Origin of the sequence: Amycolatopsis sp. NPDC059657 (assembly GCF_042734395.1) — a bacterium.
In the GTDB taxonomy this organism is placed as follows: domain Bacteria; phylum Actinomycetota; class Actinomycetes; order Mycobacteriales; family Pseudonocardiaceae; genus Amycolatopsis.
On record NZ_JBHWEB010000154.1, the window covers coordinates 1 to 20,577 of the forward strand.

Here is a 20,577-nt window from a genome sequence, read left to right on the forward strand (position 1 = left end):
GACGACACCACCAACACCGAGCCCGCCAATGCCACTACCAGCGACGGCACCAACAACCAGCACCCGATCACGAACTACAGCTGGAGTACTAACCGCCCGGAACGCTCACGAGTCCTTACGCCGGAAGCACCGCGTACTGGCGGACGTAGAGGTCTGTGTAGGTGACCGGGCCGCGGGGGCCGGGGACGTTGTCGAGGTTGATGCCGGTCTCGGGGACGGCGAGGAGTTTGAAGCCGTCGAGGAGGCGGGTCGGGGCGTTCCAGAAGACACCGGTTCCGGTGTAACCGTCGAAGAAGGCTTCGGCCGCGGTGGCGTCCTCGGTCGCGATGCCCGCGGCGAGGCCTGAGGTGCGCTCGTTGGCGATCGAAACCGCCTCCGTGAGTGAGGAGACCTGGGCGACGGTGACCGTGGCCTCGTTGTCCGAGTCGAGTGCCCATTCGTAGCCGATGGGGTGCTCGTGGGGGGCGAGCGACGGGGTGACGCCGCGCTCGGCCAGAGCCTCGGTGATCGAGGGCCAGAGCGCGTCGTGGGCGTCGGCGTGGATGAGGAGGAGGTTCAGGCGGTTGCAGACGCCGAGGCGGTCGAGGCTGGCGGAAACCAGGTCGCGGACCTTGGCGGCGTCGGCGGCCGAGTCGACGTAAAGGACGCCGCCGCCGTCCGCGTGGGCGAGGGTGCCGACGCCGTGGAGCGCGGCCTCGGTCGCGAGCTTGCGGGTGCTTTCGCCGCTGCCGCGCAGGATCACCAGTGGCACCAGGCCGGGCAGGCTCACCAGCGCCGCCGCCGCTTCGCGCTCGACGCGCGGGACGAGCTGGATGACGTCGGCGTCGATGCCCGCGCCTGCCAGTGCCGGGGCGATGACGACGTCGAGCAGCCGCTGGGCGGAGCCGAGCGCGGCCGAGCCGGTGCGCAGCACGCCGCCGTTGCGGGACTTCACGAGCTGCGAGGCCACGTCGACGGTGACGTTCGGGCGGGCCTCGTAGTTCGCGCCGATCACGCCGACCGGGCGGCGGCGCTCGACCAGGCGGAGCCCTCCGTCCAATGTGGACAGCTCGAGGGAGCGCTCCTGGTGCGGGGCGCCCGCGAGCAGCCGGAGCTGTTCGGCCATGCCGGTGAGGCGCTCGTCGGTGATCGTGAGCCGGTCGAGCAGGCCCGCGCTCATGCCCTCTTCGGTCGCCTTGGCGACGTCGGCGCGGTTGGCCTCGAGCACCTCGTCACGGTGCGCCAGCAGCCTTTCGGCCATGGCGGTGAGCGCGGCGTCGATGGCCTGATCGGTCGCGGTGGCCAGCGACGGGGCCGCCTGCTTGGCCGCCCGTGCGCATTCCTCGACAGCCTTGGCCACGTCACTCACGGCGATCACTCCAACCATTGACCAGCAATTTGCAGGTCATCAGTGTGCCGCACGCCCGCGCGCCTACTTCAGCGTGGGTTGCAGCAGGAACGCGCCGCCCATGATCACGCAGCTGACCGAGATCATGGCGAGCACGAGCACCCACAGCGCCGCAGGCACCTCGGTGAGCCTGGCGAGCTGGTCCGCGTCGGAGTCGCGGGCCTGGCCCTGGCGCCGTTTCAGCTGCAGTTCGATCACCGGCCGCACGCCGCCGAACAGCAGGAACCACGTCATGAGGTACACGAACGCCGCCTGCACCGACGCGGGCGCCACCAGCGAGGCGAGCGCCAGCACCCCGGCCGTCACCACGACGACCAGCACGCCATAGGCGTTGCGCACCATCACGAGCACGGCCAGCAGCAGCACCGCGGCCAGCACGAGCAGCGCCGTGACGCGGCTCGCCGCGAGCAGGCCCGCGAAGACCAGCCCGAGCACCGAGGGCGCCGGGTACCCGCCGAGCGCGGTCAGCACCATGCCGGGGCCTTCCGGCTTGCCACGCGAGACGGTCACGCCCGAGGTGTCCGAGTGCAGCCGGATGCCCTGCAACCGGCGGCCGACGAGCACCGCGAGCAGCGCGTGCCCGGCCTCGTGCACGATCGTGATCGCCGTGCGCGCCCAGCGCCACGGTGTCCCGGACAGCACGACGATCAACGCCACGCCGCCGGTGATCAAGGCCAGCCAGCTACCAGGGTCGGGCTGGGCGTCCAGCACACCCGCCACCGCGTTCGGATCCGGTTCTCGCACCCGGACACCTCAGCACATGCCAGGTCGGCTACCCGTTAGGTGGGTGATCATCGCCGTGGGTGATCAAGATCGGCGCCCTCCGATCTCACCGGTGCGGCTTTCCCGCTCGGTGCGGAACAACAACGCGACCCAGCTCCGGTACGGCCGCCAGGCATCGGCGATACGCTCCAGCCTGGCGGCGGAGACAGCGCCGGAAAGCCCGTACACCCGCATCATCTCGTCCTGCAGGCGGCGTTCGTCGCGCGGGAAGACGTCCGGATGGCCTGCGCCCCTGATCAGGATCAGCTGCGACGAGAACGGCCCGATACCCGGCAGTTTGAGCAACCTGGTCAGCGCCTCCGCGGAATCCTTGGCACGCAACGTTTCCGCGTCGAGCAGACCGTCACGCGCGGCCCTGGCCATCGCGTGCAGCCGCTCGACCTTGGCGGGCGGCAGGCTCGGATGACTGTCCATCTTGAGCAGTTCTTCCGGCGTGGGAAAGGAGATCAGCGGAACTCCGCCCACATCGACCTCATGGCCGTAACGCTCGGCGACCCGCCGCTTGATCCCGGCCGCCTGCACGATCCGGATGCCGTGCCCGATCACCGCCCAGCACGCCGCCTCGTACGGCGAGTGGAACAGCACCGGCCGCAACCCCGGATTGCGGTCCTGCAGCCCGGCGACCACCTCGTCCGCGGCGCCGACGCGCGTGAATCCCTCGCCGTCGACATCCAGCGACAGCATCCGCCGCACCTGCGCGACCGCGAGCGGCACCACATCGGGCTCGGCGAACACCTCGACCTCGACCCGGTCCGGCGCCCGCTGCCGCACCACCACTCCCGCGTGCGACCAGGTTCTCTCCACCGGGAACGCCATGCGGAGTATTCCTGGCTCGGCGGCGGCATCCGGCCTGGACGCGGGCGCGAACCCCTCCAGGAACCGCGTGGACGCGTCCAGGTCGAACGCGCCTGTGAACGAAACCTCCGCGACCTGCGAAGACACCGTGCTGATCATGACCATCTCCTTCTCGATCGACGACCCCTACGACGGTAGGCCGGGGGTACGACAGTTTCAGGGGTGTCAGGCCCGGGCCGGTGCGGCATACTGCCGGTATCTGAGCGCAGAGGAGCTGTCAGTGCCGACGACCCACTCGAACGCCCAAGCCCGCACGCTCGCACTGCTCAAAGCCGGTGACGAGGCACGGCCCACGAACGGTTTCCTCGATCTGCTCGGCGACGAGGACCAGGCCGGTCCGCCGACCGGGATCGCCCAGCGGCTGATGCGGACCTCGATCGTGCCGAGCATCTACGAGCAGTACTGGCGCCCCGCGCTCGGCCGGGTCGCGAAAGGACTGCGCGGGCCCACGATGGCGGGCGAGATCGCCATCGCGACCAATCTGCTCGGCCTGCGCCCCGGTCTCGTCGCGCTCGACGTCGCGTGCGGGACCGGCCGGTTCACGCGTGCGTTCGGCAAGGCAGTCGGCGCGGACGGGCTGGCCATCGGGCTCGACGGCTCCCGCACCATGCTCGACCGCGCGCTCGACAACGCAGGCCCCGCCGACCCGATCGCCTACCTGCGCGCGGACGCGGTCGACCTGCCATTGCGATCGGCCACAGTGGACGCCGTGTGCTGCTTCGCCGCGCTGCACATGTTCGCCGACCCCGACGCCGCGCTCGCGTCGTTCGCACGGGTCTTGAAGCCGGGCGGCCGCGTCGTGCTGCTCACCAGCGCGCGCCGAACCTGGCAGCCTGCCCGGTTGGTCGACACGGCGCTGGGCACGGCGAGCGGGCAGAAGATGTTCGACCGCGGCGAGATCGCGGGCAAGCTCCGCGATCTCGGGTTCAAGAGCGTGAGCGAACGCTTCGCAGGCGTCACGCAGATAGTCGCCGGAACGCGCTGATCTCTCAGGTAGTTCTTATCAGGCAGTTCTTATCAGGAAAAGCCAAGGATAATCCACAGGTTGTTCACAACCAGTGGCGCGAACCTAGGCACATGACCGAATTCCAGCCGCACCCCACGTACCAGCCGTACTACGGCAACCCGCTCTTCAACCAGGCGCCGCCACCCCCGCCGAAGAAGAAGAGCAACAAGCTCGCGCTGCTGGTCGGCGCGACGGCGCTCGGAGCCGCGCTGCTCGGCGGTACCGGTGGCGCGCTGATCGTCGGACTCGACAGCCCGACGCCGCCGTCGAGCAGCTCGTCGGCTCCGGCCACCGGGCAGCAGATCTCCAACTCCACCACCAACGACGTCAGCAAGATCGCCGCGAAGGTGACGCCGAGCGTCGTGCAGGTCAACGTCAAGACCGCGCAGGGCGGCCAGGGCATCGGCTCCGGCGTGATTCTGAGCGCCGACGGCAAGATCCTGACCAACGCGCACGTCGTCAACGGCGCCACCAGCGTCCAGATCGTGACCTCCGACGGCAAGAAGTACCAGGCGGACGTGGTCGGCTCGGACACCAAGGCCGACATCGCGGTGGTGCAGGCACGGGGCGCGAGCGGGCTCACCGCGGCGACGCTCGGCGACTCGAGCAAGCTCGCCGTCGGCCAGCAGGTCGTCGCGATCGGCTCGCCTGGCGGCCTCCAGAACACGGTGACCTCGGGCATCATCAGCGCGCTGAACCGCCAGCTGTCCGACATCGGGAAGAAGCAGCAGTCGCCGTACGACCAGACCGCCAACGGTGACTCGGATAGCCCGAGCTACACCGCGATCCAGACCGACGCCTCGATCAACCAGGGCAACTCGGGCGGCGCGCTCGTCGACGCCAGTGGCGCCGTGATCGGCATCAACTCGGCGCTCTACAACCCGAGCGGCTCGGCGGGCAGCATCGGCATCGGCTTCTCGATCCCGATCAACGACGCCAAGAAGATCGTCGACCAGATCACGGCAGCTCGTAACTGAGCTTGAAGGTGTGATTCCCCTCCGCATCCTGCTCGATGGCCGCGGTACCGGTGATTCCGGTCAGATCACCGGTACCCGACCCGGGCAAGATCGTCAGCGTGAAGCCGGCTTCACCGGCGCTGTGATGCAGCACGAACGAGCCCTTGCGTCCGCCGACCGCGACTGACAGGCGCTCGAAAGCGACGTAAGCCCGCCCGATCTCGTTCACGGCCGTGAGCATTTCCACGGTGCTCGTGCCCTCGACCTCGCCGGTGAACGTCTTCGCGATCGCCACCCGCGCGAACTCGGTCCCGTCCGCCTTTTCTTCGGACTGCGGCTCCCACTTGTCGAGGTTGAAAGCGGCGGTGGCGGTCTGCATGGCTGATCCCCTTCAGGTCGGTATGGCGGACAGCCTGCCCGCCATACCTGCCATCTCCTGTCAGGTTTACCGGCGCCGGTTCCCGAACAGCCCACGCGTGATCTCCCGGCCGAGCGCACTCGCCGCGGACCGCAAGAACGACTTCACCGCCGGGTTCGACATGGCCTTCTCCACCACGCTGGGTTCGTCCTTCTGAGGCGCAGGTGCCGGCGCGGCCTCGGGCGCCGGTGCGTCCGGAGCGGGCGGGGCGATCTTCGCCGCCAGCTTCTCGTACGCCGACTCCCGGTCGATCGTCTCCGCGTACTTCCCGTGCAGGTCAGAGGCCGTGGTCGCGGCCGAGATGGCCTCCTCGCCGATCGACCCCATCTTCGACCGCGGCGCACGCAGCCTCGTCCACGCCACCGGCGTCGGCGCCCCGCGTTCGGACAGCACCGTGACGATCGCCTCACCGATGCCGAGCGAGGTCAGCGCCTTGTCCAGTTCGTAGTACTCGGTCGTCGGATACGTCTTGACGGTCCTGGTCAGCGCCTTCTGGTCCTCCGGGGTGAACGCGCGCAGCGCGTGCTGGATCCGCGCGCCGAGCTGCGAGAGGACGTTGTTCGGGATGTCGGTGGGCAGCTGGGTGCAGAAGAACACGCCGACGCCCTTCGACCGGATGAGCTTCACGGTCTGCTCGATGCGCTCCAGGAACGCCTTCGAGGCGTCGTTGAACAGCAGGTGCGCCTCGTCGAAGAAGAAGACGAGCTTCGGCTTGTCGAGGTCACCCTCCTCGGGCAGCTCCTCGAAGAGCTCGGCCAGCAGCCACATCAGGAACGTCGAGAACAACGCGGGCTTGGCCTGCAGGTTGTCCAGCTCCAGCAAGGTGACGACGCCCTTGCCGTCGACCTGGCGCATGAGGTCGTGGACGTCCAGCTCGGGCTCGCCGAAGAAGTCCTCGCCGCCCTGAGCCTCCAAATTGGACAGCGCGCGCAGGATGACGCCGGCGGTCGCCGCGGACACCCCGCCGATGCCCTTGAGGTCCTCCTTGCCCTCGTCGCTGGTCAGGTGCGCGATGACCGAACGAAGGTCCTTTGTGTCCAGCAGCGCGAGGCCGCGCTGGTCGGCCCAGTGGAAGATCAGCCCGAGCGTCGACTCCTGTGTCTCGTTGAGACCGAGCACTTTGGACAGCAGCACCGGACCGAAGCTGGTGATGGTCGCGCGGATGGGCGACCCCTTGCCGCCGGTGCCGATCGAGAGGAACTGCACGGGGAACGCGGCGGGCTGCCAGTCGTCGCCCAGCTCGCCCGCTCGCTTGGTCAGCTTGTCGTTGGCCTCGCCCTGAGCCGCCAGGCCGGACAAATCACCCTTCACGTCGGCCAGCACCACCGGCACGCCCGCGGCCGAGAGCTGCTCGGAGACCAGTTGCAACGTCTTCGTCTTGCCCGTCCCGGTCGCGCCGGCGACCAGCCCGTGCCTGTTCAGGGTGGCCATCGGCAACCGGACGGCGGCACTAGCCTCGGCCTGCCCGTCGATCACCACCGCACCCAGCTCGACGGCGGGCCCCTCACTCACATAACCGCTCGCGATCACACCGGCCGGACTGGTCACAGGTCACTCCTTGGGAACGACTTCGCTGCCGAGCCGAGCGTAACGCGCCGAACACGCACGTCGCGCGGCTTGGAACCCCCCTGTCGGGTTAGGGTTCCGGGGTGACTGACCGCCTAGTCTGGATCGACTGCGAGATGACGGGGCTCGACCTCGCCAAGGACGCGCTGATCGAAATAGCCGCACTGGTGACCGACGCCGAGCTGAACGTGCTCGGGGAAGGCGTCGACATCGTGATCCACGCCGACGACGAGGCGCTAGCCGGGATGCCCGACATCGTGCGCGACATGCACGCCAAGTCCGGGCTCACCGAGGAGGTCCGCGCGTCGGCCGTGACGCTGGCCGAGGCCGAGCGCCGCGTGCTCGAGTACATCAAGGAGCACGTGCCCGACCCCAACAGCGCGCCGCTGGCAGGCAACTCGATCGCCACCGACCGCGGCTTCATCACGCGTGACATGCCCGAACTCGACGCGCACCTGCACTACCGGATGGTCGACGTCTCGTCGATCAAGGAACTCGTGCGCCGCTGGTACCCGCGCATCTACTACGCCAAGCCGGAAAAGGGCCTCGCGCACCGCGCGCTCGCGGACATCAAGGAGTCCATCGGCGAGCTCGACTACTACCGCGAGATCGCCTTCGTCCCGCAGCCGGGACCGACCAGCGAACAGGCCAAGGTCGCGGCCGCTGAAGTGCTCAAACGGCATCGCGGGTAACCCGGTCGCGAGGCCCGTACGGGGTCCGATAAGCTATGCGGGCCGAGGTGATCGCAGTACGGATCGCCGCGACATGGTGGATATAGCTCAGCTGGTAGAGCACCTGGTTGTGGTCCCGGAGGTCGCGGGTTCGAGCCCCGTTATCCACCCTCCCGAATCCCGTCCCAGAACATTCTGGGACGGGATTTTTCGTTGTCCGGGCATAAGAAAGGGCCCCCGCCACTCGGTGACGGGGGCCCTTTTCAGCGGCTCAGGCTTTCCACTGGTCCCAGGGAAGCTGCCAGACGCTCCAGCCGTCGGTCGGCTCCAGCGGCTTGCCGCCGCTGCCCGTGACCGTGACGATGTCGCCCCGCTTGGTCAGGTCCATCAGCCACTTCGCGTTGGCAGGCGAAAGGTTGAGGCAGCCGTGACTCACGTTGCGCTTGCCCTGCTGCCCCACCGACCACGGCGCCGAGTGGTAGAAGATGCCGCTGTTGGACAGCCGCACCGCGGTCTGCACGAACGTCCGGTAGCCGCCGGGGCTGTCCTCCGGAACGCCGTAGGTGCCGGAGTCCATGGTGTAACCGTTGTGCTCGCTCATCACCGTGTAGCTGCCGGTCGGGGTGTTGTGACCGGGCTTGCCCATCGAGATCGGCACGGTCTTCACCTCGGCGTCGTTGACCGAGACCTTCATCTGGAAGGTCGACCCGTCCGCCTCCGCGATCAGCTTGTCACCGATGGTGATGTGCGAGGCGCGGTCTTCCTTGCCATAGGTGCCATTGCCGAGATGCCTGCCGTAGACGGCCGCGTCGACCGTGACCTTCGTGCCGGACTTCCAGTACTCCTTGGGACGCCAGATCACCGTCTGGTCCCCGAACCAGCGGAACGCGCCCTCGGTGGCAGGCTCCGCTGTGACCTTCAACGCCTTTTCCGCGAGCGCCTTGTCCGGCACCTTCCCGCCGAAGGTGAAGATCAGCGGCATGCCGACGCCGACGGTCTCCCCGTCGGTGGCGTTGATCGAGACGGTCATCTGCCGCGCGGCCTTCGCCGTGGTGAACGTCGAGGTCGCCGTCTGCGGCTTCCCGTCGGTGCCGGTCGCGGTCGCGTTGACCGTGTAGCTCTTGCCGTAACCCAGCGGCTCAGCCGATTCCCAGCCGCTACCGTCCTCTTTGGCCTTACCCTGCACCTGCTTGCCGTCGGCACCGGTCAGCTTCACCTCGCCGACCTTCCCGTCCTTGACCGCGACGGAGACGGGCAGCCCCGGCTCGACATCCGCGGCGCCCGTCGCGGGCACCAACGCGAGAGAAGCAGGCTTCACCTCGACGGAGGAGGTACCGCCACCAGGCGTCGGCGCCTTGGGCGTCTCCGTCCCCGGTGCGCTCGTACACCCCGCGACCAACCCCACGGCCAGTATCAGCCCTGCCACACCCCAGACCCTCATGGAAACCGTCCGTTCGTACTCACGTCTACCCCTGTTGCCGCCCAGTGTGCCTGACCGGCGCAAACACGCGTGCGGAGAGTGCCCATCCCGTTATGAGGGGGGTGCCTGCAGAGGCCCTCCGGCGGGGGTGCTAATCTTTTCCACGTCGCCGAGGGAAACCGAAGCGGAGAAGACGCGCCATTAGCTCAATTGGCAGAGCAGCTGGCTCTTAACCAGCGGGTTCGGGGTTCGAGTCCCTGATGGCGCACTCCCAATCTCCAGGTCAACATCATTGTTGACCTGGAGATTTTTGCTTTCCAGCACAATCTTCTCGTTCATTCGAATGTCCTTTGTGGCCTCCTGTGAGCCCGAGAATGTGCGGCGCCTGCCTGGAGATGATGCCGGCGGTGGCTTCGGCCGCGGCGAGCGCCAATTCGCGCAGGACGTTCGCGAGCAGTTCGTCGATCACGCGATCTCGAGGTTCGCCATCATCCCCATGTCCTCGTGCTCGGCGTTGTGGCAATGGAACAGATACCGTCCGCGGTAGCCGTCGAAGCGCGTGATGATCTCCGCCGATTGGCCGGGCCGCAGGGAAATCGTGTCCTTGAGGCCCGCGTCGTGGGGCAGCGGCGGCCGCCCGCCACGCGACAACACCCGGAACCCGGCCAGATGCAGGTGCACGGGATGGTGGACATCGGCGATCAGCCGCCACACCTCGACGTCGCCGAGCCCGACCGTGACGTCGGAACGCGCCGGGTCGAACGGCAGCCCGCCGATCAGCCAGCCGTGGCCGCCGTTCATGCGCCCGGCGCGGAAAAAGAAGTCCCGCACCCGCACGGCATCCGATCGCTTCCACTCGGGCAGATCGGTCGACAGTACGGCGGGAACGCGGCTGTCGTCGGCGCCGCGGCGCACGACCCGGAATGCCATCACGTCACGGGTCCGGCCTGAGCCGAGCCGGTTGACGATCGTGACCAGGCCGCCGACCGGCACGCCGGAGAAGTCGGCGACCACGTCGTAGCGTTCGGCGGGGGCGATCGGCAGCGCCTGGTGGGTGACCGGCGCCGCGAGCAGTCCCTGGTCGGCGCCGACCTGCACGAGATCCAGCCGTCGCCCGTCGTCGGTGACCGCTTCGAGTTCGTAGTGCCGGGCGTTCGAGGCGTTCAGCAGCCGCAGCCGATAACGCGCCGCGTCGACCTCGTGCACCGGCCATGGCGCGCCGTTCACGAGTATCACGTCGCCGAGCACGCCCGCGAGGTACGGCTCGTGGACGCCAGGGTTCTCCCGCAAAGCAGGGTCGAGCGCGGGGTAGATGAGGTTGCCGTCGCGGTCGAACGCGCGGTCCATGATCGCCAGCGGCAGCTCGCGCGATCCCGACGGCAGGCCGAGTGACTCCTCGGCGTCGTCCCGGATGATGTGCAGCCCGGCGAGTCCCCGCCAGATGGCCGGCGCGGTGAAGTCCATGCGGTGGTCGTGGTACCAGAGCATCGCGGGCCGCTGGTCCATCGGAAACGCGTAGTCCCGCGTCAGCCTGGTCACCACCGCCCGCGGATCGGACATCGGCATGTGCATCCCCGGCATGCCGTGCATCCCCGCCATCGGATCGTGCCAGCCGTCCGGCAGTACGAGGTCGGTCGGGTATCCATCGGACTCCGGCGGGGTCCGGCCGCCATGCAGGTGCACGACGGTCGGCACGGGCAGCCGGTTGTGGTGGGTCACGGTGATCGGCCTGCTGCGGCGTGCCTCGATCGTCGGGCCGGGGAACGTGCCGTTGTATGTCCACAATGGAGTCTTGAGGCCCGGCAGGATCTCCAGAGCCGTTTCGCGCTGGGTGATCTCGTACCGGTCGGCGCCGATCGGCCTCAGCACGGGTGGCAGTGGCAACGGCACGGTGAACGCGGCCGGCAGCGGCGCGGCGCTGCGCAACTCGGCGCCGGTGCTCGCGGGCCGCCTGGCCAGGATGGCCGCGCCCGACTGCGCGGTGACCGCCAGCAGCCCGAGAGCTCCGCCGATGCCCAGTAGCTGCCGCCGGTTCATGGTGCGCTCACGCACGGGTGGCCTCCTCGTGTGAGATCGGCTGCCGCCATACGGCGACGAACAGCACGACGAGCCCGGCGATCGTCAGCACGCCCAGCGGGAAGTGCAGCCACAGCGCCCCGTCCAGCCCGGCGAAGTACTGCACCGTCTCGGCCGCCACCACGGCCAGCGTGGCGAGCAGCGGCCATGCCCGGCGCGCCCGTGCCCAGACCACGATCGCCGCGATCAGTTGCAGGAAGCCGATCGAGGTGACCACGTTCGCGCCGATCACGTGCCAGCTCAGCCCGTCGAAGTCGCCGCTCAGATACACGCCGGCGAACACGGGCTGCGCGAAGATCGCGAGCACGTGCGCGCTGACGAGTGCCCGCATCACCTTGTCGGTGACCATGAAGGTGTCCTCCTCTCGTTCGTTCTTGCTTTCGACCACGAAGGTATGCCTTGAGAGGTATCTCGTCTAAGATCAGTATTGCTATGCGGTTATGCTCGGAAAGGCATGAAGTGCGATGGACCTGAACTCGCTCAGGCAGTTCCTCGTGGTGGCGCGGCTGGAGCACCTGAGCCGCGCGGCCGACGAGCTGCGCGTCGCCCAGCCGTCGGTGAGCCGCACCATCGCGCGCCTGGAGAGTGAGCTGGGCGCGCCACTGTTCGACCGGGGCGGCAGGCTTCGGCTCAACGAAGCCGGGAAGCTGTTCCGCGGACACGTCGAACGGTCACTCGGCGAGCTGGAAGCGGGCAGGCGTGCCGTCGCCGAGGCCACCAGCGAGGGCGTGCGCACGGTGCGGCTGGCGTCGGAGACGTTTCTGACTCTCACCGCGCCGCTGGCCGCCTACAAGCGTGCCCATCCGTCCGTCGAAATCGAGCTCCAGTGGTCGGCCGCCGAAGACATGGCCCGCATCCTGCGTGCGCGTGACGTCGACCTTTGTGTTGCCTCCCAGCCGATCCTCGCCGAGGGACTGGAGCAGGCCCGGCTGCTGGACGAGGAGGTCGGGGTGGCCGCGGCACTCGACCACCCGCTGGCGGGCCGCGCGTCGGTGAGCGTGGAGGAGCTGGCCGGGCAGTCGTTCGTCACCGCTCGCGCGGGGCACTGGCAACGACGGCTGCTCGAGCGGCTCTTCGCCGCACACGGCCTCACGCCGAGGATCGTCTGCGAGGTCGACGAGCCGAGCGCCATCGCGGACCTGATCGGCGCGGGGCTCGGCATCGGCCTCGTGCCCGGCTTCGCGCGGCGGATGGCGGCTCAGCTGCCGCTCGTCTGGATCGGCGTCGACAGCCCGGACTGCCGTCGCAGGCTCACCTTGTTCTGGGATGGGGACAGCGACCTGTCAGCCGCCGCTCGCGCTTTGCGCGCCACCATCACCGGGTGGGACTGGGGTTAGTCGGTCCACGTACGGAGTTTCTCGGGATTACGGATGGCCCAGATGCGTGTGATGCGGTCGTCCGCGACGTCGAACGCGTAGACCGACGAGGGAACGCCGTCGTTCTGGATCAGCAGGCCCGGCTGGCCGTTGACGGTGCGCTCCAGGATCGTGAAGTCACCGGGGACTTTGGTGGCGACGGCGATGAGGAATTCGGCGATCTGCTCGCCGCCGTCGATCGGGTGGAGTGCGGTGGTGACCAGGCCGCCGCCGTCCGCGGTGAAGGTCGCGGTGGGGTCGAGCAGGCCGACGAGTGTGCTGATGTCCTTGGCTTCCCAAGCCTGTTTGAAGTCGCGGACCAGGTCTGCCTGGGGAACGGCCAGCGCCGCAGGTGGCTGGGACGCGCGCACGCGGCGGCGGGCGGCGGAGGCCAGCTCGCGGCAGGCGGCCGGGGTGCGGCCGGTGATCTCGGCGATTTCGGCGAAGGAGTAATGGAAAACGTCGTGCAGGATGAGCGCGACGCGCTGGGCGGGGGTCATCGATTCCAGCGCGACGAGGAAGGCCATGCTGACCGACTCGTCCAGGGTGACGCGGTCGGCGGGGTCGCCGGTGGGTCCTTCGGAGGGGTCGGGCAGCGGCTCGGGGATCCATTCGCCGACGTAGCGCTCGCGGCGGGCGCGTGCCGAACCGAGCAGGTCGAGGCAGACGCGGCTGGTGACGGTGGTGAGCCAGGCGCCGGGAGAGGCGATCGCGTCCTGCCGCGGCGGGGAAAGCGCGTACCAGCGGGCGTAGGCCTCCTGGACCGCGTCCTCGGCTTCGGCCAGCGAGCCCAGCAGCCGGTAGGCGATGTTGATCAGGTGGCGGCGCTCGCTGAGGATCGCGTCCATCATCGGTGCTCCCGTCGGTTCGTGTCTTCGTTCAGTCCGACGAGACATCCCATCGCATTGTCAGGATGCCTGATGTTTTCGAGGGTCACGTCGTCGTAGTGCTCGGAAGCGACACCACGAATGAAGGAGACCCATGATCAGGATCGGCATCATCCTCGGCAGCACCCGACCGGGACGCAGGGGCGAGCAGGTGGCCAGGTGGGTCCAGGAGCGGGCGGGGCTTCGCTCGGACGCGGAGTTCGAGCTGATCGACCTGCTCGACCACCCGTTGCCGCACCTGGACGAACTGCCGGGCGAGTACCGCCACGCGCACACCCGCTCGTGGGCGGCGACGATCGCGCCGTTCGACGGGTTCGTGGTGGTCACCCCCGAGTACAACCACTCGGCACCCGCGGTGCTGAAGAACGCGCTGGACTTCCTGCGCGCGGAATGGCGTGACAAGGCGATCGGGTTCGTGTCATACGGCGGCGTGGGTGGCGCCCGCGCGGTCGAGCAGTTGCGGCTGATGTGCGGGGCGCTGGAGATGGCCGATGTGGCGTCCCAGGTGTCGCTGTCGCTGGTGACCGAGTTCGAGGACTTCGCCGTGTTGAAGCCGGGCGAGTACAACGTCACCGCCCTGGACAAGACGCTGGACCAGGTCGTGGCCTGGAGCACCGCTCTCGCGCCGCTGCGCGGCACCGCGGACGACACCGGGATCAGGGAGCACATCGGCAAGGTCATCGAAGCGATCAAGGCCAAGGATCTGGACGGTCTCCGTCAGCTCTATTCGGACGACGTCGTGTCCTTCGACATCGACCCGCCGCTGCAGCATGCCGGCATCGACGCGAAGCTGAAGAACTGGGCGAACGCGTTCGTGTTCTTCGACGACGTGACTTACGAGGTTCGTGATCTGACGGTGACGATGGACGGAAGTGTCGCGTTCGTACACTGCTTCGGACGGCTCAGCGGGATGAAGGACGGAGCGCCGATGGGCGGGATGTGGGTACGGGCGACGTTCTGCTTCCGGAAGATCGACGGGAGTTGGCTGATCACGCACGATCAGGTTTCCGTGCCGCTCGACATCGCCAGCGGCGCCGGGGTGACCGACCTCGAGCCCTGACGTGGCGTGCGAGTGGGGTCGTGAGTGGTACGGCCGGTTCTAACCGGCGGGAACACTCACGACCCCGAACGGTGAGGGGCCCGCCCCTGCCCAGCGGAGGCCGCCTGGGGGAACGGCCTGCGAGCAGAGACGGGAGTTCAAGGTCGGCACGGGGGTCGCCTCTCGGCGAGTGGCTCGACACGGCTCCGGCCTGACCGGTATTCCGTGAAGGCAAGGGGTGAGGCCCGGGGACACCGCCGTACCGACACCCTGTACAACGCCTCGGGCCCGCTGGTGTTCCCTGCCGCCCGGGTGACGTACGTCGCTGCTCCCGGCACGCGGGCGCGGCGCCGGTCATGATGGGGTCAACCGACCTGAAGGAGTTTCACGATGACGGCGGAGCGGGTGCACGCGTTCACCGATGACGCGCTGGGTGATCACGACGCGGTGGAGCTGGCGGCACGGGTGCGGCGCGGCGAGGTCAGTCCCGCCGAACTCGCCAAGGCCGCGGTCGCGCGGGCGGAACGGGTCACCGCGCTCAATGCCGTCGTCCACTCCGTTTACGAGAACCCTCGGCATGGGCAGGATCCCGAAGCGCCACTGTTCGGCGTGCCGACGTTTGTCAAGGACAACACCGACTTGCGCGGTATGCCGACCAACCATGGCACCGAGGCTTTCGTGGCGAGGCCAGCGAAGGTGGACAGCCGCTACGCAAGCCAGTTCGTTTCCACCGGCGTGACAGTGCTTGGTAAGAGCCGGATGCCGGAATACGGCTTCAACGCGACGACCGAGTACGCGAACGCCGACCCAGTGCGCAATCCATGGAACCCCGAGTACTCGGTCGGCGCCTCCTCCGGCGGCTCGGCCGCGCTCGTCGCCGCCGGGGTGGTGCCGCTCGCGCACGCGAACGACGGCGGCGGTTCCATCCGGATCCCGGCCGCCTGCGCCGGGCTGATCGGGCTGAAGCCCAGCCGTGGCAGGCACTTGGACGGCGAAGAGGCCGCCCATCTGCCGATCAAGATCATCTCGGAGGGAGTGGTCACCCGGTCCGTCCGCGACACCGCCGCCTTCATCGCCGCGCAGGAGGACCACTGGCGTAACCCCGCGCTGCCCCCGATCGGACTGGTGCACGGCCCGGCGCGGCGGCGGCTGCGGATCGGGCTGATCACCGAAAGCGTCACCGGAGCGGTGCTGGACGCGCCGACGCGGGCAGCCGTCGAACGGACCGCGACGCTGCTTGAGAAGCAGGGACACGTTGTCACGCCGGTGACCCTGCCGGTGGACGAGACGTTCGCGAGCGACTTCACGCTCTACTGGGGCATGCTGGCCGCCTTCGCGGCAGGCACCGGCAAGCTGCTGGTCGACCGCAGCTACGACCGGACCAAACTGGACGGTCTTACGCTCGGCCTTCGCGCGCACTACCTCCGCAACCTGCGGCACACCCCCGCCGCGCTGCGCAGGCTCTCCCGCGTCAAGCACGCGCACGCGAAACTGTTCCAGCGCCACGAACTCATGCTCTCGCCGGTGCTCGCGCACAGCGTGCCGAAGCTCGGCCACATCAGCCCCGCGGTCCCCTTCGACACCCTGATCGACCGGCTGCTGCACTACGTCGCGTTCACGCCGATGGACAACGTCGCGGGCAATCCGGCGATCTCGCTGCCGATGGGACAGACCGACGACGGGCTGCCGGTCGGCGTCCAGCTGTCGGCCGCGCACGGCGACGAGCGCAGCCTGATCGAGACGGCGTTCGAGCTCGAGCAGCAGCAGGCCTGGCGGCGCATCCAGGACTGAGCGCTCAGGCCGTCATCGGCTTGGGGCGCCGGTGTTTGCGCAGCAACTCCTGGCTCAGCATCGTGCGTGAGGGCAGCCCGAGCTTGTGCAGCGCCCGGCCGAGGTGGACCTCGACCGTGCGCGCGGACAGGAACAGGCGAGCGGCGATCTCGCGGTTGGTGAGGCTTTGCGCGGCCAGCTCCACGACCTCGATCTCGCGCGGGGACAGTTCGCTGCCGTAGCCCCGCCTGCCGCGCCGTGGCGTGGTCGGGTCGTAGCGGACCAGGGTGCGGCGGCATCTTTGGGCGTCCGCGGCCGCGTCCAGTGCCCGGTAGGTGGTTTCGGCGGCGGTGAGCACGCCGCGCGCTCGCTGGTGATCGCCCAATGCGGCGAAGCATTCGCCGGCGAGTTCGCCGGCTCTGGCAGCGGCGGCCGGGCGCGGGAACGCGTGATACGACCGGCTCGCCCGGCTGAAAAGATCCGCGGCGGTGACGAGGTCGGTGGCGGCATGGGCGAGCAGACCTTCCGCGAACAGGGCCGCGGCATGGGCGAGCGGGGCGTCCCGATCGTCGACGCCGCGGTGGTATTCGGCCAGCAGCGCGGCGGCGTCGGCGGTGCGGTCTTGGGCGAGCATGACGCGGATCGCGAGCGGGACCAGTTCGGCCGCCCAGACCCAGTTGTTCTTGCGGCGCAAGCATTCGATGCCCTGATCGGCGAGACGGCTCGCGACGGGAAGGTCCTTGCCCGCGAGATGGACGGCGACGCGGCCCGCGAACGCCGACGCCTGGAGCGGAGCACTTCCGGCGGCGAGAGCGCACGCCGCGTCGAAGTTGCGCAGTGCTGCGGCCCGGCGGGACTGGCCGAAATCGTGCCAGCCGAGCACCAGCAGTGGCTCGGCGGCGAGTGAGCTGGTGGCCCCGACCTGCTCGACCAGCAGCCTGGCCGCACGGTCCACTTCGGACCAGGCGCCGGTCTCGACGTCCATCCGGAGTTCGGTGCCGGTCGCCAGTGCCTCGAGGTACGGCTGGTTCTCGTTGCCGATCAGACGTCTCGCGGTCGCGAGGTAGGTACGCGCGGCCTGGTAGTAGCCGTTCCAGGCGGCCGCGTCGGCGAGGTTGATGTACGTGCGGCTGAGCTGCCTGCGCACCTCGGCGGGCTGGGGCGTGCGCGGGAGGGTCTCGATGGCGTCCCAGGCGCCGGGGTCGGCCACCTGCATCCGGCCCGCGACTCGGTTCGCGGCGACGGCGACCAGCACTTCGGCATCCTGAACGCGCTCGCTGACCTGCTCCGCCTGGTCGAGCCAGCACAGGTTCTGCTCGACCGGAACGGCTCCGACATGCGGCAACGCGAGTGTCGCCAGGCCGCGGGCGAGCAGCGCCGGGCGGTGCGCGAGGTCGGCGGCGGCCAGTTCGATCTCGCCGCGGCCCGCGTCCACCTGGCCGGTCTGGTTGACCAGCACCCGGCCGAGGTTGATCCGGATCTCGCCGCGCGCCGACCTGGTCAGCGGGCAGTCGCGGATCGTGCGGCGCAGCAACCGCACCGTGTGCTCGTCGACCAGGCCCAGTGCCAGTTCACGGCTGAGCCGGACGGCGAACACCTCGCGGGCCGCGCGCGGCAGGCCGGGGTCGTCGAGAGCCGCTTCGAGCAGGCGCATGGTCTCGTCGGGCCTGTCGTCGTCGGCGGCGCGGTCGACCGCGTCGGAGGTCCAGCAGACCCAGTCGTCGAGCTCGCCCGCCTGCCGGAAATGGTGGGCCACGCGTTCCGCGACGGGTTCGGCCGTGGCGGCCAGGAAGTTCGCGGCCCTGGTGTGCAGCACACACCTTCGCGGCCCCGAAATGGTGGTGTACAAGGCATCCGAGACCAGTGGGCTGCGTGCGACGTAGCGGCCGCGGCCCTTGTCGAGCAGGAGTCCGGCGGCGAGCGCGGCCATAATGCCCTGCTCGATTTCGGCGACACCCGAGACCGCGGCGAGCGCGGCGGCGCAGGCGGGACCGCCCAGTACGGCGGCCGCCTCGGCGATCGGCGCGCCGTCGGTGCCGTCGACTCGCGCCGTCAACGCGTCGCACCACGCGGCGGGAAGGTCGTCGCCGGTTTCCAGCATCGCGGCGACGGCGGCGGCCACTCCCCCGGTCCGGTCGCGGATCCGCTCGGCCAGTTCGCGGGAGCCCGCCAATGCCGAGATTTCGTCTATCTCCAAAGGATTCAGCACGAGCCGCGCGGTCGCGCCCGATCGTGGAAGCCTCGCGACGGAAGTGGCGACGACGGTCAAGCTCGGTGTCAGGCGACCTGCGAGGAAACGCAGGAAATCCTGGGTTTCCTCGTCCGCTTCGTGCACGTCGTCGAGTAACAGGAACGTGCGGTCGTGCAGGGTCAGCAATTCGCTGAGCGCGCGGAAGATCTGGTGGCGTGTAGGGGTTTCCGCGTCCCAGGGCGGCAGTATCTCCGCCAATTCCGGCAGTAATGCGCGGAGTGCGCCTGTCAATGGAGACAGCCGGTCCGACACGGCACGCCAGTTGTCACCGAACGCGATCACCGCTTCGAGCAACGGTCCTAACGGGACTGGACGCCGCAGCCGGGTGCAGCGCGCCGAAAGCACCACGTGCTCACGGCAGGCGTGGCGGGCGAAAACGGCCAGCAAGGTGGACCGGCCCGCGCCTGGTTCACCTTCGACCACGACGAAGGCGGCGGGCCGCGCGGCATCCCGCAAGGCCGCACTCGACACCATGTCCGGACTTTAGTCACTGCGCACCCCTCCCAAAGGAGGGAATTCCGCCCCCTCGGGTGAGCAATTACCAATACGGGTCCTTACTTATTGACCAGAGGGTTGTCAGTCTCACCACGCACGGGTGAATCTTCTTGCGTCACGTTACCCACGATCCCCATCTGCGCACTTAGCGTAAGGAGTGCCCGTGAAACGCTCACTCGCGCGCGGACTGGCGGCGGCCTGCGCCGCCGTCTCGGTCTTCGCACTGCAGGCGCCCGCGACGGCGACCGCCGCCCAGTTGGCGGGCCAGGTCGGCATCCAGATGCAGGCACAGGAGAAGAGCAACTGGTGCTGGGACGCCAGTGGCAACACGATCGCCGCCTACTTCGGACACTCGTTGTCCCAGACCAAGTTCTGCCAGGTCGCGCACAACGAATCGGGCACCACCTGCGCCAACAACCAGGGTTACCTGAGCGATCAGCAGCGGGTGTTCCGCTGGCTCGGTTTCCGCAACGCGGGCACCTACAACTCCGGCGGCCAGACGCTGAGCTTCGCCTCGATCAAGAGCCAGGTCGACGCCGGGCGGCCCATCGGCACCCGGATCGGCTGGAGCAACGGCGGCGGGCACATGCACGTGCTCTACGGCTACGACAACTCCACCAGCACCACGAAAGTGGACTTCGGCGACCCATGGGGCAGCAACCCGCGCTACAACCACATGAACTACACGTCGTACCTGCGCAACAGCCAGTTCACCTGGACCCACACCGTGTACGGAATCGAGGACTGACCATGACCAGGCCCCTTCTCGGCGCGGGACTGCTGATCGCGCTCGGTCTCCTGCTCGGCGCAGGCCAGGCGGCCGCGGCAGGCCAGCCCGCCGGCACCCCCGACGCCCGTGACCTGTCCGCCGTCGCCGCGCTCGCCACCAGCCCGTCGACGGTCGACCAGCTCGCCAAGGTCACCTTCCCTGACAGCCCGAAGGTCGCGGCCAGGATGGCCAACGCGGCCAAGGCCGAACCGGCCGCGTCGATCGCGGTCTACCAGCCGACCGCGGCCTTCGTCGCGGGCACCTCGGCGGTGCCCGCCGACCTCGCCTACGTCGCCGTGCCGGCGACCCTCGGCACCGGCGAGGCGGCGACCGTGTGGGCGCAGCGCGAAGGCCAGAACTGGACGGTGGTGAACATCGCGTCCGGTGACGTCGAAAAGCGCCTCGCCACCCAGGCGGGCAAGGGTTATCTCCTGCACGAGCCGCAGATCAACGCCTGGTACGCGGTCGACGGCGACGCGGTCACCGTGCTCGACGGCTCGACCACGGGCGTGGCTTCCGGCACCCGGATGACCGTCGCCCAGTACCAGTCCGCCGTGCACGCCCGTTACGGCGACAAGCTGCCCGGCTCGGCCTACGACCGGTCCGGCGCGGCCGGTGGCTTCGGCCCTGCGGCACCGGCTTCCGACGACACGGGCGTCCCCGGCTGGTCGATCGCGGCCGGTGCCGGCGCGCTCGTCTTGGCCGCGGGCGTGGCGCTCCGGCTGCGGAGGCGGACCGAGGCGTGACCCGACGTGAACGCCCCGTTCGCAACGTTGAGCCTGGATCCGCCGAGGATCTTGGTGAGTTGATCGTGTCGTGGACGCGCAGATGCCCTCTGACTTGGGATGATTGTTCTTGCGAAGGAACAACAAA

19 protein-coding genes and 2 tRNA genes are annotated in these 20,577 nt (G+C 69.0%); 10 read left to right on the forward strand and 11 right to left on the reverse strand.

What is annotated here, in order from left to right; all coding sequences use genetic code 11:
- Positions 1 to 115: 115 nt before the first annotated feature.
- From ACFV15_RS43225 to ACFV15_RS43235, 3 genes are all read right to left on the reverse strand, one after another.
- Positions 116 to 1,348 (reverse strand): aldehyde dehydrogenase family protein, encoded by a 1,233-nt coding sequence (locus tag ACFV15_RS43225; RefSeq protein WP_378358642.1) that lies wholly within the window; start codon positions 1,346 to 1,348, stop codon positions 116 to 118.
- Positions 1,349 to 1,411: 63 nt separating this feature from the next.
- Positions 1,412 to 2,131 (reverse strand): M50 family metallopeptidase, encoded by a 720-nt coding sequence (locus ACFV15_RS43230; protein WP_378358643.1) that lies wholly within the window; start codon positions 2,129 to 2,131, stop codon positions 1,412 to 1,414.
- Between the two features lie 63 nt (positions 2,132 to 2,194).
- Positions 2,195 to 3,124, reverse strand: coding sequence for a DNA-3-methyladenine glycosylase family protein (locus ACFV15_RS43235; RefSeq protein WP_378358644.1), 930 nt, complete (start codon positions 3,122 to 3,124; stop codon positions 2,195 to 2,197).
- A gap of 121 nt (positions 3,125 to 3,245) precedes the next feature.
- On the opposite strand from ACFV15_RS43235, the gene ACFV15_RS43240 reads away from it, so the two are divergent.
- Together ACFV15_RS43240 and ACFV15_RS43245 are read left to right on the forward strand one after the other, a co-directional pair.
- On the forward strand, positions 3,246 to 4,010 hold the full coding sequence (locus ACFV15_RS43240) for a class I SAM-dependent methyltransferase (protein WP_378358646.1): 765 nt from the start codon (positions 3,246 to 3,248) through the stop codon (positions 4,008 to 4,010).
- Between the two features lie 92 nt (positions 4,011 to 4,102).
- Positions 4,103 to 5,008: a S1C family serine protease gene (locus ACFV15_RS43245; protein ID WP_378358647.1), complete on the forward strand. Its 906-nt coding sequence runs from the start codon at positions 4,103 to 4,105 to the stop codon at positions 5,006 to 5,008.
- On the opposite strand, the gene ACFV15_RS43250 is transcribed toward ACFV15_RS43245, so the two are convergent.
- On the reverse strand, positions 4,989 to 5,366 hold the full coding sequence (locus tag ACFV15_RS43250; RefSeq protein ID WP_378358649.1) for a DUF3224 domain-containing protein: 378 nt from the start codon (positions 5,364 to 5,366) through the stop codon (positions 4,989 to 4,991). The two genes, ACFV15_RS43245 and ACFV15_RS43250, sit on opposite strands and share 20 nt — an antisense overlap.
- A 66-nt stretch (positions 5,367 to 5,432) precedes the next feature.
- Positions 5,433 to 6,953 carry a helicase HerA-like domain-containing protein gene (locus ACFV15_RS43255; protein ID WP_378358650.1) on the reverse strand — a complete coding sequence of 507 codons (1,521 nt, stop codon included), beginning with the start codon at positions 6,951 to 6,953 and terminating at the stop codon, positions 5,433 to 5,435.
- A gap of 101 nt (positions 6,954 to 7,054) precedes the next feature.
- Between ACFV15_RS43255 and orn the strand changes: the two genes are divergently transcribed.
- Complete coding sequence (gene orn / locus ACFV15_RS43260) at positions 7,055 to 7,663, forward strand: oligoribonuclease (protein ID WP_091289330.1); 609 nt, start codon at positions 7,055 to 7,057, stop codon at positions 7,661 to 7,663.
- 76 nt (positions 7,664 to 7,739) lie between these two features.
- A tRNA-His gene (locus tag ACFV15_RS43265) sits at positions 7,740 to 7,812 on the forward strand.
- A gap of 101 nt (positions 7,813 to 7,913) precedes the next feature.
- Here ACFV15_RS43265 and ACFV15_RS43270 read toward each other — a convergent pair.
- Positions 7,914 to 9,083, reverse strand: a complete 1,170-nt coding sequence (locus ACFV15_RS43270) for an Ig-like domain-containing protein (RefSeq protein WP_378358652.1) — start codon at positions 9,081 to 9,083, stop codon at positions 7,914 to 7,916.
- 174 nt (positions 9,084 to 9,257) lie between these two features.
- On the opposite strand from ACFV15_RS43270, the gene ACFV15_RS43275 reads away from it, so the two are divergent.
- A tRNA-Lys gene (locus ACFV15_RS43275) sits at positions 9,258 to 9,330 on the forward strand.
- A 21-nt stretch (positions 9,331 to 9,351) separates the two neighbouring features.
- Here the strand turns inward: ACFV15_RS43275 and ACFV15_RS43280 are convergent.
- The 3 genes from ACFV15_RS43280 to ACFV15_RS43290 are packed head-to-tail and all read right to left on the reverse strand — an operon-like array spanning position 9,352 to position 11,526.
- Positions 9,352 to 9,531: a hypothetical protein gene (locus ACFV15_RS43280; RefSeq protein WP_378358654.1), complete on the reverse strand. Its 180-nt coding sequence runs from the start codon at positions 9,529 to 9,531 to the stop codon at positions 9,352 to 9,354.
- Positions 9,528 to 11,099, reverse strand: coding sequence for a multicopper oxidase family protein (locus ACFV15_RS43285; RefSeq protein ID WP_378358670.1), 1,572 nt, complete (start codon positions 11,097 to 11,099; stop codon positions 9,528 to 9,530). Before ACFV15_RS43285 ends, ACFV15_RS43280 begins: the two co-directional genes overlap by 4 nt.
- 7 nt (positions 11,100 to 11,106) lie before the next feature.
- Positions 11,107 to 11,526, reverse strand: coding sequence for a hypothetical protein (locus ACFV15_RS43290; RefSeq protein WP_378358656.1), 420 nt, complete (start codon positions 11,524 to 11,526; stop codon positions 11,107 to 11,109).
- 76 nt (positions 11,527 to 11,602) lie between these two features.
- On the opposite strand from ACFV15_RS43290, the gene ACFV15_RS43295 reads away from it, so the two are divergent.
- Entirely contained in the window at positions 11,603 to 12,475 is an 873-nt protein-coding gene (locus ACFV15_RS43295) for a LysR family transcriptional regulator (protein WP_378358657.1), read from the forward strand.
- Here the strand turns inward: ACFV15_RS43295 and sigJ are convergent.
- Positions 12,472 to 13,344: an RNA polymerase sigma factor SigJ gene (sigJ, locus tag ACFV15_RS43300; protein ID WP_378358659.1), complete on the reverse strand. Its 873-nt coding sequence runs from the start codon at positions 13,342 to 13,344 to the stop codon at positions 12,472 to 12,474. The genes ACFV15_RS43295 and sigJ overlap by 4 nt on opposite strands.
- A 130-nt stretch (positions 13,345 to 13,474) precedes the next feature.
- Between sigJ and ACFV15_RS43305 the strand changes: the two genes are divergently transcribed.
- Both ACFV15_RS43305 and ACFV15_RS43310 read left to right on the forward strand, forming a co-directional pair.
- On the forward strand, positions 13,475 to 14,440 hold the full coding sequence (locus ACFV15_RS43305; RefSeq protein WP_378358661.1) for an NAD(P)H-dependent oxidoreductase: 966 nt from the start codon (positions 13,475 to 13,477) through the stop codon (positions 14,438 to 14,440).
- A 369-nt stretch (positions 14,441 to 14,809) separates the two neighbouring features.
- Positions 14,810 to 16,210, forward strand: a complete 1,401-nt coding sequence (locus tag ACFV15_RS43310; protein WP_378358662.1) for an amidase — start codon at positions 14,810 to 14,812, stop codon at positions 16,208 to 16,210.
- 4 nt (positions 16,211 to 16,214) lie between these two features.
- Here the strand turns inward: ACFV15_RS43310 and ACFV15_RS43315 are convergent, their stop codons facing one another.
- On the reverse strand, positions 16,215 to 18,914 hold the full coding sequence (locus tag ACFV15_RS43315; protein WP_378358664.1) for an AAA family ATPase: 2,700 nt from the start codon (positions 18,912 to 18,914) through the stop codon (positions 16,215 to 16,217).
- 184 nt (positions 18,915 to 19,098) lie between these two features.
- Here ACFV15_RS43315 and ACFV15_RS43320 point away from each other — a divergent pair, with 184 nt between their 5' ends.
- Positions 19,099 to 19,683, forward strand: coding sequence for a papain-like cysteine protease family protein (locus ACFV15_RS43320; RefSeq protein WP_378358666.1), 585 nt, complete (start codon positions 19,099 to 19,101; stop codon positions 19,681 to 19,683).
- A 2-nt stretch (positions 19,684 to 19,685) separates the two neighbouring features.
- Positions 19,686 to 20,450, forward strand: a complete 765-nt coding sequence (locus ACFV15_RS43325; RefSeq protein WP_378358668.1) for a hypothetical protein — start codon at positions 19,686 to 19,688, stop codon at positions 20,448 to 20,450.
- Positions 20,451 to 20,577: the final 127 nt, after the last annotated feature.

Coding starts and splice junctions, on each gene's coding strand:
- ACFV15_RS43250 (WP_378358649.1), bottom strand. CDS start 5,366: ATGCAGACCGCCACCGCCGCTTTCAACCTCGACAAGTGGGAGCCGCAG.
- ACFV15_RS43245 (WP_378358647.1), top strand. CDS start 4,103: ATGACCGAATTCCAGCCGCACCCCACGTACCAGCCGTACTACGGCAAC.
- ACFV15_RS43270 (WP_378358652.1), bottom strand. CDS start 9,083: ATGAGGGTCTGGGGTGTGGCAGGGCTGATACTGGCCGTGGGGTTGGTC.
- ACFV15_RS43305 (WP_378358661.1), top strand. CDS start 13,475: ATGATCAGGATCGGCATCATCCTCGGCAGCACCCGACCGGGACGCAGG.
- ACFV15_RS43325 (WP_378358668.1), top strand. CDS start 19,686: ATGACCAGGCCCCTTCTCGGCGCGGGACTGCTGATCGCGCTCGGTCTC.
- ACFV15_RS43295 (WP_378358657.1), top strand. CDS start 11,603: ATGGACCTGAACTCGCTCAGGCAGTTCCTCGTGGTGGCGCGGCTGGAG.
- ACFV15_RS43285 (WP_378358670.1), bottom strand. CDS start 11,099: ATGAACCGGCGGCAGCTACTGGGCATCGGCGGAGCTCTCGGGCTGCTG.
- ACFV15_RS43235 (WP_378358644.1), bottom strand. CDS start 3,124: ATGATCAGCACGGTGTCTTCGCAGGTCGCGGAGGTTTCGTTCACAGGC.
- ACFV15_RS43310 (WP_378358662.1), top strand. CDS start 14,810: ATGACGGCGGAGCGGGTGCACGCGTTCACCGATGACGCGCTGGGTGAT.
- ACFV15_RS43315 (WP_378358664.1), bottom strand. CDS start 18,914: ATGGTGTCGAGTGCGGCCTTGCGGGATGCCGCGCGGCCCGCCGCCTTC.
- sigJ (WP_378358659.1), bottom strand. CDS start 13,344: ATGATGGACGCGATCCTCAGCGAGCGCCGCCACCTGATCAACATCGCC.